Source organism: Anoxybacillus kestanbolensis (genome assembly GCF_001996285.1).
GTDB lineage: Bacteria > Bacillota > Bacilli > Bacillales > Anoxybacillaceae > Anoxybacillus > Anoxybacillus kestanbolensis_A.
The window spans coordinates 153,069-166,294 of sequence record NZ_MQAD01000005.1; the positions used below are offsets into that span (position 1 = coordinate 153,069).

Sequence of the window (13,226 nt, forward strand, 5' to 3'; positions counted from 1 at the left end):
AGTGAAGTGGAAAGTGTTATTTTTTAGTTTGTTAGGAATAAATAGTTTAGTGATGGCGTTATTACTTTTTTATATGTTTCAATCATCTCCTTCCCCATATATATCGAATGTTAACGTGGAAGGACCGACATTTACTGTTCAAACATCTAAACAACATCTAAATGCGTTAGTGAACGACTATATTCAGAAGCATGAAAAAAAAGGTGGTTTGTCTTACAATGTTCAATTAGCTGATCGGTTGTATATAACAAGTGCTATCCCGATATTTGGAAAGCCTGTTGATTTGACGATGGCATTTAATCCAAAGGTGGATGAGAATGGTCATGTTGTACTTGCTCATCCGACGATGACGTTTGGGCAACTCCGTTTACCTGTACCGTATGTATTAACGTATATCAATAAACATGCTTCATTGCCAAATTGGGTGAAAATCGATGCGAAACATGAACGCATTTATATTGTTGTAAGCAACATTCGTATAAAAGAAGGACTCGTGTTGAAGGCGAAAACGTTCGATTTAAATAAAAATGATATCACTTTTACAGTTACTATAACAAAATAATGAGGATGTCTCTCATTACTGAGGGACATCCTATTTGATTCGCAATCCTTTAGGATAAAAGTTTTTTACAACTCCTTTTACTTCTTTGCCCCAACCAAGCGGATATCCATCAATAGTGACTAATACCCATCCGCGATCTCCATTCGTTTGTAATGTTTCTCCTTTCATATATCGGAGGCTTTCTTCAAATGTAAGAGACAGATATGCTTGTACTTGTTGTTTTGTTAATGCCATCGCTAAAGCGTGGTTTGGTTCAAAGCGATTTTTTTTCCATTCTCCGATATGGAGACCAGGACGAACAACTTTTAAGCCATCTAAGCGAGGACAGGTATGTGGGAGGGCAAATAAGTGCGTGCCAAACGCATACATCGTTCCTTTTATTGGTGTTTGGATGGTATGATTCATAAACGTTTCATAATCCCGCCACATCACTTTAGGGACGTTACATGCAACTGTTTTTCCATTCCAATGTTTTGTGCTCCCTCGTTTGCGCATTTTCGCAACGAAATGTCCTTCACCTTTTAGATGATGCGGCCAGAGCCTTGCTGTATGTGCAATGTTTCCACGATGTGTGTTTGTCCAATGTGACACACCTGGTTGAATACCATGTTTTTTTTCAATTGGTATTAATTCCATATCCTCGTAAGTTGCTAAAAACCAGTCAATGATTTGCTCGTTTTCTTCTGGAGAAAAAGTGCATGTCGAGTAAACGAGTGTGCCTCCTTCACTTAACATCTTATAAGCACATGATAAAATGTGTCGTTGTGTTTGTGCACATTTTTGAACGTGTTCTAAACTCCAAAATTGGATCGCTTCTTCGTCTTTTCGAAACATGCCTTCCCCTGAACATGGAGCGTCAACTAAAATTTTATCAAAAAACTCTTCAAACGTTTCCGATAATTTTTCAGGCGTTTCATTTGTCACAACAGTATTTGTAATTCCGAGTCGTTCAATATTTTCAGATAAAGCTTTGACGCGTTTTGGATGAATTTCGTTTGCCAGTAGAAAACCTTCGTTATTCATCATCGCTGCTAATTGTGTCGTTTTCCCCCCCGGCGCTGCGCATAAGTCGAGCACTCGTTCTCCTGGAGATGGGGCAAGCACTTCAGCGACAAACATGGCGCTAGGTTCTTGAATGTAATACAATCCGGCAGCATGATACGGATGTTTTCCGGGTTGGGCGTTGTCATAATAAAATCCTGTAGGACAAAAAGGGATCGGTTCAAGTTCCCATGGGCTTATGTGTAAAAATGTTGATGGTGATACTTTCAATGAATTGATCCGTAAACCGTTGACTTTTTCTTCATTGTATGTCGCAAAAAAACGCTCCGCTTCATCTTGAAGCAAAGCATTCATTTTCGTTACAAATTGTTTTGGTAAATGACATGTAGCCACTATAACCACTTCACTTTCGGTTCTGTTTTGTTTAAAATACGTTTTATGTTCGCTCGGTGACGATAAAACACAAAAAGTGTTAATAATGTGACGACAATGCGCAAAGGAACATCATCGGTCCATATAAATGCATAAGCGGTCGCATACACGCCTGTTAACATGGATGAAAGTGAAACGTATTTTGATATATATAGAATGAGAAAAAAGACAGCTAACATCGTCATAAATAGAACGGGTGAATAAAATAACAACACTCCACCAGATGTAGCAACCGCTTTTCCACCGCGAAATTGTGCAAACACCGGATATGTATGACCAAACACAGCAAACATCCCTATAAGAAGCGGGTGAATATCTACAGAAAACAATACAGGTAAGCTGGCGGCTAACGTTCCTTTTAAAATGTCGGCAATTGTCACAATTAATCCCGCTTTTCCACCGAGCACGCGAAATGTATTTGTTCCACCTAAATTGCCGCTCCCGTGTTCACGTATGTCAATTCCGTACCCTACTTTTCCAACGATCAACGCGAACGGAATTGAACCAAGTAAGTAACCGAGAATCACAAGCAAAACAGACATCATATGCCCCCTCTACTCCATTCATATTTCCTCTATGGAGGTTATGTTTTTATTGTAACATGCTTTTTTAAAAAATGAAGGCAGGATTATTTTTTTACATGAAGAAATACTAGTTTATTATGGGAGGTAGATGATATGGGTCCAAGTCGTGAACAAATTAAGCAAATTTTAAACAAGGCGAAGCGAATTGCTGTGGTAGGATTGTCAGATCGTCCGGAGCGTACATCTTATATGGTTGCAAAAGCGATGAAAGAGGCAGGCTACGACATTATTCCAGTTAACCCTCTTATTAAAGAGTGGGAAGGCATTCCAGCCGTTGCTGCGTTAACAGATATCGAAGGACATGTCGATATTGTGAATGTGTTCCGTCGCTCCGAACATTTACGTGAAATCGCTGAACAGTTTGTTCAAATGGATGCAGACGTGTTTTGGGCGCAATTAGGTGTATATGATGAAGACGTATATCATGATTTAACAGAAAAAGGGTATACGGTTGTGATGGATCGCTGTATCAAAGTAGAACATGCGCTCACACGGTAAAAACGACCATTCTTTTTGTAATGGTCGTTCTTTTTCTTCACGACGTTGGACGTTTTACGAATGTATGTTAAAATAGAGAAAGTCGAAAAAATAGAAACAAATGTTCTTGTTATGAAAGGGGAATGATTGTGACAGATAAGCAGCTTCTTACATATAACGAAGACACCATTCAAGTGTTAGAAGGGTTAGAGGCGGTTCGTAAACGGCCAGGCATGTATATTGGAAGTACAGATAGTCGAGGTTTGCATCATCTCGTATATGAGATTGTAGACAATGCAGTTGACGAGGCGCTTGCTGGATATGGAAAGCGTATTATTGTAACGATACATAATGACCAAAGCATTAGCGTGCAAGATGAAGGACGTGGGATGCCTACAGGCATGCATAAGTTAGGAAAGCCTACTCCAGAAGTTATTTTGACGGTATTACATGCTGGGGGAAAATTTGGTCAAGGTGGCTATAAAACGAGCGGTGGGTTGCACGGTGTTGGCGCTTCTGTTGTGAATGCTTTGTCTGAGTGGTTAGAAGTGACCATTCATCGTGATGGGTTTATATATTATCAACGGTTTGAACACGGTGGAAAACCTGTAACTACACTTGAGAAAATTGGAGTAACAAAACAAACAGGGACAAAAATTCACTTCAAACCAGATCCAACGATTTTTAGCACAACGACGTTTCATTACGAAACGATTAGTGAACGGTTGAGAGAATCTGCATTTTTATTAAAGGGGTTAAAGATTGAATTATACGATGAACGAACAGGTTTGCGCGATACATTTTATTACGAAAACGGCATTGAGGCGTTTGTGCAATATTTAAATGAGGAAAAAGACGTGCTTCACCCTGTTGTATTTTTTAATGGTGAGCAAAGTGATATTGAAGTCGAGTTTGCTTTCCAATTTCATGACGGATATGCAGAAAACATGCTTTCGTTTGTAAACCATGTCCGAACGAAAGATGGAGGGACGCATGAAATCGGGGCTAAAACAGCGATGACTCGCGTGTTTAATGAATATGCACGAAAAGTAGGTTTATTAAAAGAAAGAGATAAAAACTTAGAAGGGACAGACATCCGTGAAGGATTATCTGCCATCATTTCTGTTCGCATTCCAGAAGCACTTTTGCAATTTGAAGGGCAAACGAAAGGGAAATTAGGAACACCTGAAGCTCGTTCCGCTGTTGAAGCGGTCGTTAGTGAAAAACTGACGTATTTTTTAAACGAAAACCCAGATATTGCAACGCTGTTAATTAAAAAAGCGATTCGCGCGTTTCAAGCGCGTGAGGCTGCACGAAAAGCTCGGGAAGAAGCAAGGTCGGGAAAAAAGCGAAAAGGAAAAGAGCACGTATTAAGCGGAAAGTTAACGCCTGCTCAAACGCGAAATCCACAAAAAAATGAGTTGTATTTAGTTGAAGGGGATTCAGCTGGTGGATCTGCGAAACAAGGCCGTGATCGTCGCTTTCAAGCTGTATTACCTCTTCGTGGAAAAGTGATTAACACGGAAAAAGCGAAATTAACCGATATTTTTAAAAACGAAGAAATTAATACAATCATTCATGCCATTGGCGGCGGTGTCGGGGCTGATTTTTCACTCGATGATATTCACTATGACAAAGTGATCATTATGACTGACGCGGATACAGACGGTGCGCATATTCAAGTATTGTTGTTAACGTTCTTTTATCGCTATATGCGACCGCTTATTGAAGCGGGCAAAGTGTTTATCGCTCTTCCACCGCTGTATAAAGTGAGTAAAAAAGTTGGCAAAAAGGAAGTGGTGGAATATGCATGGACGGATGAACAATTGCAGTCGATTTTGAAAAAGATCGGTAAAGGATATACGATTCAACGTTACAAAGGACTCGGTGAGATGAATGCCGATCAATTATGGGAGACGACAATGAACCCTGAAACACGGACGCTTATTCGTGTTCGTATTGATGATGCAGCACGTGCAGAACGTCGTGTAACAACATTAATGGGCGATAAAGTAGAACCGAGAAGGAAATGGATTGAATCGAATGTGCAATTCGGTTTAGAGGACGATATGAATATTTTAGAAAACGATCATGTGATGACAGCTGAGGGGGAATAAGGGAATGGAACGCGTATTAGATTTACCATTTGAAGATGTGCTTGGAGACCGATTCGGCCGATATAGTAAATATATTATTCAAGAACGCGCCTTGCCGGATGTGCGCGATGGATTAAAGCCGGTGCAACGCCGCATTTTATATGCAATGTACGTAGACGGAAACACATCGGATAAGCCATTTCGTAAATCGGCTAAAACGGTCGGAAATGTCATCGGTAATTTTCACCCGCACGGTGATTCTTCTGTATATGAAGCAATGGTACGCATGAGTCAGGAATGGAAAGTAAGAAATGTACTTATTGAAATGCATGGAAATAATGGGAGTATTGATGGAGATCCACCCGCAGCGATGCGTTATACAGAAGCAAGATTATCCGCTATCGCATCGGAATTGTTGCGCGATATTGAAAAAGAAACGGTAGAGTTTGTACCGAACTTCGATGATACGAGTAAAGAACCCGTTGTATTACCAGCGATGTTTCCGAATTTGCTCGTCAACGGTTCCACAGGCATTTCAGCAGGTTATGCCACAGAAATTCCACCACATCATTTAGGAGAAGTAATTGATGCCGTTATCATGCGTATTGATCATCCGACTTGTACGGTTGATGATTTAATGACGGTACTGAAAGGACCAGATTTTCCAACTGGTGGTATCATTCAAGGAAAAGAAGGCATTAAAACAGCCTACGAAACAGGAAAAGGCAAAATCGTTATTCGTGGGAAAGCCACGATTGAGCAAGGCAAAGGCGGTAAACAAGCCATTGTGATTACAGAAATTCCTTATGAAGTGAATAAAGCGAACTTAGTTAAAAAAATTGATGAATTGCGTCTAGAAAAAAAATTGGACGGAATTATTGATGTGCGCGATGAAACAGATCGTACAGGATTACGCATTGTCATTGAAGTGAGAAAAGATGGAAATGCAGAAGGTATCCTAAACTATTTATATAAAAATACAGATTTACAAATTACGTATAGCTTCAATATGGTCGCTATTCATGAGCGCCGTCCAAAATTATTAAATTTGCCGCAAATGTTGGATGCATATATTGAGCATCAAAAAGAAGTTGTCGCGAATCGTTCACGTTATGAATTACGGAAAGCAAAAGAACGTGCTCATATTGTAGAAGGATTAATGAAAGCTGTTTCTATTTTAGATGAAATCATCGCAACGATTCGCGCTTCTCAAGATAAAAAAGATGCCAAAACGAATTTAATGGATCGATATGGGTTTACAGAACCTCAGGCAGAAGCCATTGTCACATTGCAGTTATATCGTTTGACGAATACAGATATTTATGATTTACGTGAAGAAGCAAATGCGCTCCATGATAAAATTGAGCAACTAACATCGATTTTAGAAAGTGAAAAAAAACTATTATCTGTCATTAAATCGGAATTAAGAAAAATGAAAAAAACGTATGCCGATGAACGAAGAACGACCATTGAAGAAGAAATAAAAGAAATTAAAATCGAAATGAACGTTGTGATTCCGGAGGAAGATGTCATCGTCACTATTACAAAAGACGGATATATTAAACGCACGAGCCTTCGATCTTATAGCGCCTCTAACGGACAAGATATCGGAATGAAAGAGGGCGATAGGTTACTTGGGATGTTTGAAATGAATACAACACATACGTTATTGTTATTCACAAATAAAGGGAACTATTTATATTGTCCTGTTTATGAACTTCCAGACATTCGCTGGAAAGATCTTGGTCAACACATTTCTCATATAATTCCGCTTGATCGAGACGAACAACTGACTAGCGCCATTCCAATCGCAGATTTTAAAAACGGGCATTTATTATTTATTACAAAACAAGGATTTGTGAAAAAAACTCATCTCGTTCATTATAAAGCGCAACGTTATTCTAAGCCGCTTGTTGCCATGCGATTAAAAGAAGATGATGAAGTCGTGAACGTATATCCAACAAACGGAATGGGACATATATTTCTTGTCACACAATACGGATACGGATTATTGTTTTCAGAAGAAGAAATTGGAGAAGTAGGTGTTCGAGCAGCAGGAGTAAAAGGTATTCATTTGAAAGATGGAGATTATGTTGTTTCTGGTCAACAGGCAACAGACGAAAACATAATTCTTGTAACAAAACGCGGGGCAGCAAAAAAAATTGCGCGAGCAGAGATCGAACTATCTACTCGGGCGAAACGAGGACAACTTCTCGTTAAAGAAGTGAAAACGAATCCACATCGATTAGTAAGTTGTCATTTCATTTCACATGGTTGGGTTATTTTAAAAACAGAGAAAGGAATAACGGAAGAAGTTCATGTCGATGAATTACGACTAAGTGATCGATATGGCAATGTTACATATGTAATTGATTGTGACGAAACAGGTAACGTGACAGATACATGGGTGAAATGGTCATAATTCCCTTGCATTCATTTATGATTTCAATTATATTGAAGAAGGTATAGTTTGTATGTGGGGGATTTATGATGAGGTTTAAACGTCAAGAACCTTTTCGATATCAATTTGGTCAACCGCTTCCGTGTACGTTTCGTATCACACGTATTGGGGAACGGGAAGTAGAAACGGATAAAGGAGCGGCTGAAATTCACGACATTAGTCCACGCGGCATTCGAATGGAAACAGCCTTAAATTTGCCAATTGATTCCGCCAAAGGTGAATTGGAAGTGGAGTTGCAATTTACAATCGTTGATCAACCAATCAACGTGCGTGGGATTGTCATTTGGAAGAAAACATATGTAAACGAATTTCAATACGGCCTTTCCCTAGAGATTTCAAAACAAGAGGAAATACAATTAATTGGTGAAATAAAACGACACGCGGCGATGTATGCGTGGAAAAAAGGAAGTAAGTAGAAGAAGATGTCCGTGTATGAAGTGTCTCCTCTCTGACAGAGGACACTTCAATATGGGACATCTTTTTTCTTTGAAAATTATTTGAAAGCGGTTGACTAACTTGTATATACAAGTTAAAATAGAGGCAGACAAGTTGACTTGTATATACAAGTTACAAAAGGTAATGTAAACGCTTCAACTAAGGAGGAATAAAGGATGCGACAATCTGTGGAGCAAATTGTTCAAGCGGTCGGTGGGAAAGAGAATATTATCGCCGCTACACATTGTGTGACGCGCCTTCGTTTTGCACTAAAAGATGAAGGGAAAGTGGACAAAGAAGCACTAGAAAACATTGATATTGTGAAAGGTTCTTTTTCGGTGAACGGTCAGTTTCAAGTTGTTATCGGACAAGGACTAGTTGATAAAGTGTATAACGAAATGGTTGAAATGACCGGGATTGGTCGAGCAACGAAGCAAGAAATAAAAGACGCTGCAGAAAAAAAGTTAAATCCGTTACAACGTGCCATTAAAACATTAGCTGACATTTTCATTCCGATTTTACCAGCCATCGTCACAGCCGGTTTATTGATGGGGATTAACAATATTTTAACAGGTCCAGGAATTTTTTATGAAGGAAAATCGATTGTTGATGTTCATGAACAATGGCGCGATTTTGCTGATATGATCAACTTAATTGCTAACACAGCGTTCGTCTTTCTACCAGGATTAATTGGTTGGTCAGCGGTAAAAAAATTCGGAGGAAGCGAGCTGCTCGGAATTGTACTTGGTCTTATGCTCGTTCATCCAGTATTACTAAATGCATGGGCATACGCTTCCGCTGTACAAGAAGGAACAGTACCTTATTGGAATTTATTTGGATTTGACGTTCAGAAAATCGGCTACCAAGGTCAAGTGTTACCTATTTTAATTTCATCATATGTGTTAGCAAAATTAGAAGTATTTTTAAAAAGACGTATTCCAGAAGCGTTTCAATTGTTGCTTGTTGCTCCAATTGCGTTGCTTTTGACGGGATTTATTTCTTTTATTGCGATCGGACCTGTAACATTCGGAATTGCAAACGCTTTAACAGATGGTCTTGTCGCACTATTTGATCGTTTTGCTGCATTAGGTGGACTCGTATATGGGGGATTGTACGCTGTTCTTGTTGTCACAGGAATGCATCATACGTTTTTAGCGGTAGATTTACAACTGATCGGTAGTACAGGTGGGACATTTTTATGGCCGATGCTTGCTTTATCAAACATTGCACAAGGTTCAGCAGCACTTGCGATGATGTTCGCAACAAAAGATGAAAAATTGAAAGGTTTATCGTTTACATCGGCTGTATCCGCTTATTTAGGCATTACAGAACCAGCGATGTTTGGTGTAAACTTACGATTCCGTTATCCATTCATTTCGGCTTTAATTGGTTCGGCAACGGCAGGCATTTTTATTACGATCAATAAAGTAAAGGCGTCTTCTATCGGTGTCGGTGGATTACCTGGCTTTTTATCAATCTTCCCTGATAAATGGGTGCCATTTTTCATCGGCATGGCCATTGTTCTTGTCGTTCCATTTACGTTGACATACATCTTGGCAAAGACGAAAGGCGGTAAGTAATATGCATCCATGGTGGAAAACAGCGGTCGTGTATCAAATTTATCCGAAAAGTTTTAAAGATACAAACGGTGACGGAATTGGCGACTTGCAAGGCGTCATAGAAAAACTCGATTATTTAAAAATGCTCGGGGTGGATGCCATTTGGCTCACCCCGATTTACGAGTCACCGCAGCGCGATAATGGATATGACATTAGCGACTACTATCGTATTTATGAACCGTACGGAACTATGGAAGATTTTGAGAATCTTATTAAAGAAGCGCATAAGCGCAACATAAAAATTGTAATGGATATCGTTGTAAATCATACGTCAACAGATCATGAATGGTTCAAACAAGCTCGTTCATCGAAAGATAACCCATATCGTCATTTTTATATTTGGAGAGATGAGCCAAACAATTGGCAATCAAAATTTGGAGGATCTGCTTGGGAATATGATGAACAAACGGGGCAGTATTATTTACACTTGTTCGATGTTACACAAGCTGATTTGAATTGGGAAAACGAAGAAGTACGCAAACGTGTATACGATATGATGCATTTTTGGTTACAAAAAGGGGTAGATGGCTTTCGTTTGGACGTCATTAATTTAATTTCAAAAGATCAGCGATTTTTAGATGATGACGGTTCTATTCCTCCGGGTGATGGAAGAAAGTATTATACAGACGGTCCACGTATTCATGAATTTTTACAAGAAATGAATCGAGAAGTATTTTCGAAGTACGATATGATGACAGTAGGAGAGATGTCATCAACGACAATTGATCACTGTATTTTATATACAAATCCTGAACGTCATGAGCTGAATATGACGTTTAACTTTCATCATTTAAAAGTCGACTATCCAAATGGAGAAAAGTGGGCAGTTGCTGATTTTGATTTTTTACAGTTAAAAAAGATTTTATCGGAATGGCAAATTCACATGCATAAGGGTGGGGGTTGGAACGCATTATTTTGGTGCAATCATGACCAGCCACGCATCGTTTCTCGTTACGGCAATGACGGACGCTATCATAAGCAATCAGCAAAAATGCTTGCGACAACGATTCATATGATGCAAGGAACACCTTATATTTATCAAGGTGAAGAAATTGGGATGACCGATCCGAAATTTGAACGAATTGATGACTATCGTGATGTAGAGTCATTGAACATGTATCGTATACTAAAAGAACAAGGAAAAAGCGAGCAAGAAGTGTTGCATATTTTACAGCGAAAATCGCGTGATAATTCGCGAACACCGATGCAATGGAGCGATGAACCACATGCAGGCTTCACAACGGGAACACCTTGGATTTCTGTGGCGAATAACTATAAAGAAATTAATGTTCAACAAGCATTACAAGATCCAACGTCTATTTTTTATCATTATCAAAAACTCATTCAGTTGCGTAAACAATATGACATCGTTACGACAGGGGACTACGAACTCATTTTAGAAGACCATCCTTCGATTTTTGCATATATTCGCAACGGAAACGATGAAAAACTTGTTGTGATTAATAATTTCTACGGACAAGAAACGTTGTTTGAATGGCCAAAACATATAGATATAAGTGAATATACTAGTCAAGTTTTATTATCAAACTACGATGATTCACCAAACGACTTTAAACGAATGACGTTACGTCCGTATGAATCCATTGTTTATTACTTGAAAAAATAATGGTAAAATATTTTTCGGTGATAAACAATGAGTGAAAATAAATATTTATCGATTTACAATGACTTGTTATCAAAAATTGAAAAGGGAATTTTTAAGCCAGGGATGAAAATTCCTTCCGAAAATCAACTCGTTGAACAATATGAAACATCGCGAGAAACGATTCGCAAAGCACTCAACTTACTTTCTGAGCATGGCTACATTCAAAAAATTAAAGGGAAAGGTTCAATTGTATTAGATGTTCGTAAATTCGATTTTCCGATTTCGGGGCTCATTAGTTTTAAGGAATTGGCACAAAAACTCGGAAAACCATCACGAACGATTGTTGAGCAGCTTGAAACGATGAAACCTGATGAAACGTTAAAAAAGCATCTTCACGTGACAGCGAGGGAAGACATTTGGAAAGTAATACGCGTTCGGGAAATTGAAGGAGAGCGTATTATTTTAGACAAAGACTTTTTTAATAAAAAATTTGTTCCGTTTTTATCTAAAGATATATGTGAGCGGTCCATTTATGAATATTTGGAGAAGGAATTGCAATTAAAAATTAGCTTCGCGAAAAAGGAATTTTTCGTTGAAGAATGTACCGAAGAAGATCGCATGTATTTAAACTTAAAGCAATATACGCATGTTGTTGTGGTGCGAAATTACGTTTATTTAGATGATGCCAGTTTGTTTCAATATACTGAATCCCGGCACCGCCTTGATAAATTTCGCTTCGTTGATTTTGCACGACGTATTCATTTGCATTAAAAATAACCCATGGCATATGCCGTGGGTTATTTTGTTTCACGATGTAATGTGTGGCGTTTCAAACGTGGGCAATATTTTCTTAATTCCAGTCGTTCAGGATTGTTACGCTTATTTTTCGTTGTTATGTAGTTGCGATCTCCAGTTTCTGTACATTGTAAAACAACTTTCACACGCATATAGGCACTCTCCTTACAAAAGAAAATAGTAATCATTACGTTTTGTATCATAATATAAACTTTGTCAACAATCGTAGTCGGAATCATTCCGACTACGATTGAAGATGCTCTTTCATAAATTGTGGAAGACGGAAACATTGGCTTAAAACATCAGCGTTTGCATATTTCGTTTGCTTTGTGAAGGTGTGAAGTCGGTCAAATAAAATCGGCTGTTTTGCACCAAGAGTGAAGCTCCATAGCCCGCCAGGATACGTTGGCACAGTAGCCGTATATACGTGAACGTGCGGGAATAAATGACGAATATTTGCATATGTTTGTTTCAATACGTCCATATGGAAAATCGGCGATTGGCTTTGACAAACCATCATTCCATCTTCTTTGAGCGCTTCATGCACACTTTTATAAAAATCGTATTCAAATAATACTTGGGCAGGACCAATAGGATCAGACGAGTCAATGATAATGACATCGTACGTATTCATATGATCTTTCACAAATTGAACCCCATCTTTATACACATACTGTACACGAGGGTCGGAAAGATTTCCAGATACTTCAGGTAAATGTTCTTTACATGCTTGAACAACAAGTTCATCGATTTCGACGAGATGGATTTCTTCTACCTCTTCATATTTCGCCACTTCACGAGCTGCACCACAATCGCCCCCACCGATAATTAAAACTTTTTTTGGCGACGGATGAAGAGAAAGAGGAACATGTGTGATCATCTCATTGTAAATATGTCCATCAATAGAAGTTGTTTGTACAATTCCATCAAGCACAAGCATTCTTCCAAAGTCATATGAGTCTAAAATCATCACATGTTGAAATGGTGAACGTTCTGAGTAAACGATCTCCTTGATACGATAACTAATCTTTAAATTTTCACGCTCATCTTCTGTTAACCATAGCTGTCCATTTTGCTCTTTTATGTAGTTCATGGCTTCCTCCTCTAACAATGTATTTTGCGCCTTCTTTATATTAATACATTTGTGCATGAGTTTG

At 38.7% G+C, this 13,226-nt stretch carries 12 protein-coding genes; 8 read left to right on the forward strand and 4 right to left on the reverse strand.

Annotated features, from left to right (window positions below):
- The first annotated feature begins 1 nt into the window (after position 1).
- Positions 2-562: a YpmS family protein gene (locus BO219_RS03160; RefSeq protein WP_077428366.1), complete on the forward strand. Its 561-nt coding sequence runs from the start codon at positions 2-4 to the stop codon at positions 560-562.
- Positions 563-592: 30 nt separating this feature from the next.
- Here the strand turns inward: BO219_RS03160 and BO219_RS03165 are convergent, their stop codons facing one another.
- Together BO219_RS03165 and plsY are read right to left on the reverse strand one after the other, a co-directional pair.
- Entirely contained in the window at positions 593-1,957 is a 1,365-nt protein-coding gene (locus BO219_RS03165; protein ID WP_143271265.1) for an RsmF rRNA methyltransferase first C-terminal domain-containing protein, read from the reverse strand.
- Complete coding sequence (gene plsY / locus BO219_RS03170; protein ID WP_077428368.1) at positions 1,957-2,538, reverse strand: glycerol-3-phosphate 1-O-acyltransferase PlsY; 582 nt, start codon at positions 2,536-2,538, stop codon at positions 1,957-1,959. Before plsY ends, BO219_RS03165 begins: the two co-directional genes overlap by 1 nt.
- 135 nt (positions 2,539-2,673) lie before the next feature.
- On the opposite strand from plsY, the gene BO219_RS03175 reads away from it, so the two are divergent.
- The 7 genes from BO219_RS03175 (at position 2,674) to treR (ending at position 12,045) form a co-directional block, all read left to right on the forward strand.
- Positions 2,674-3,078, forward strand: coding sequence for a CoA-binding protein (locus BO219_RS03175; RefSeq protein WP_077428369.1), 405 nt, complete (start codon positions 2,674-2,676; stop codon positions 3,076-3,078).
- A gap of 122 nt (positions 3,079-3,200) precedes the next feature.
- The gene (gene parE, locus BO219_RS03180) at positions 3,201-5,174 is read left to right on the forward strand and encodes a DNA topoisomerase IV subunit B (protein ID WP_077428370.1); all 1,974 of its coding nucleotides are present in this window, start codon (positions 3,201-3,203) and stop codon (positions 5,172-5,174) included.
- A 4-nt stretch (positions 5,175-5,178) separates the two neighbouring features.
- Positions 5,179-7,575, forward strand: coding sequence for a DNA topoisomerase IV subunit A (gene parC, locus BO219_RS03185; RefSeq protein ID WP_077428371.1), 2,397 nt, complete (start codon positions 5,179-5,181; stop codon positions 7,573-7,575).
- Between the two features lie 68 nt (positions 7,576-7,643).
- Complete coding sequence (locus BO219_RS03190; RefSeq protein ID WP_226373751.1) at positions 7,644-8,030, forward strand: PilZ domain-containing protein; 387 nt, start codon at positions 7,644-7,646, stop codon at positions 8,028-8,030.
- A gap of 195 nt (positions 8,031-8,225) precedes the next feature.
- Positions 8,226-9,629, forward strand: coding sequence for a PTS system trehalose-specific EIIBC component (treP, locus tag BO219_RS03195; protein WP_077428373.1), 1,404 nt, complete (start codon positions 8,226-8,228; stop codon positions 9,627-9,629).
- 1 nt (position 9,630) lies between these two features.
- Positions 9,631-11,295 (forward strand): alpha,alpha-phosphotrehalase, encoded by a 1,665-nt coding sequence (gene treC / locus BO219_RS03200; RefSeq protein WP_077428374.1) that lies wholly within the window; start codon positions 9,631-9,633, stop codon positions 11,293-11,295.
- A gap of 27 nt (positions 11,296-11,322) precedes the next feature.
- A complete protein-coding gene (gene treR / locus BO219_RS03205) occupies positions 11,323-12,045 on the forward strand; it encodes a trehalose operon repressor (protein ID WP_077428375.1) in 723 nt (240 codons plus the stop codon).
- A 26-nt stretch (positions 12,046-12,071) separates the two neighbouring features.
- Here treR and rpmG read toward each other — a convergent pair whose 3' ends face one another.
- Both rpmG and speE read right to left on the reverse strand, forming a co-directional pair.
- Positions 12,072-12,221, reverse strand: coding sequence for a 50S ribosomal protein L33 (gene rpmG, locus BO219_RS03210; RefSeq protein WP_035019608.1), 150 nt, complete (start codon positions 12,219-12,221; stop codon positions 12,072-12,074).
- A 92-nt stretch (positions 12,222-12,313) separates the two neighbouring features.
- Positions 12,314-13,162, reverse strand: a complete 849-nt coding sequence (gene speE, locus BO219_RS03215) for a polyamine aminopropyltransferase (protein ID WP_077428376.1) — start codon at positions 13,160-13,162, stop codon at positions 12,314-12,316.
- Positions 13,163-13,226 lie beyond the last annotated feature (64 nt).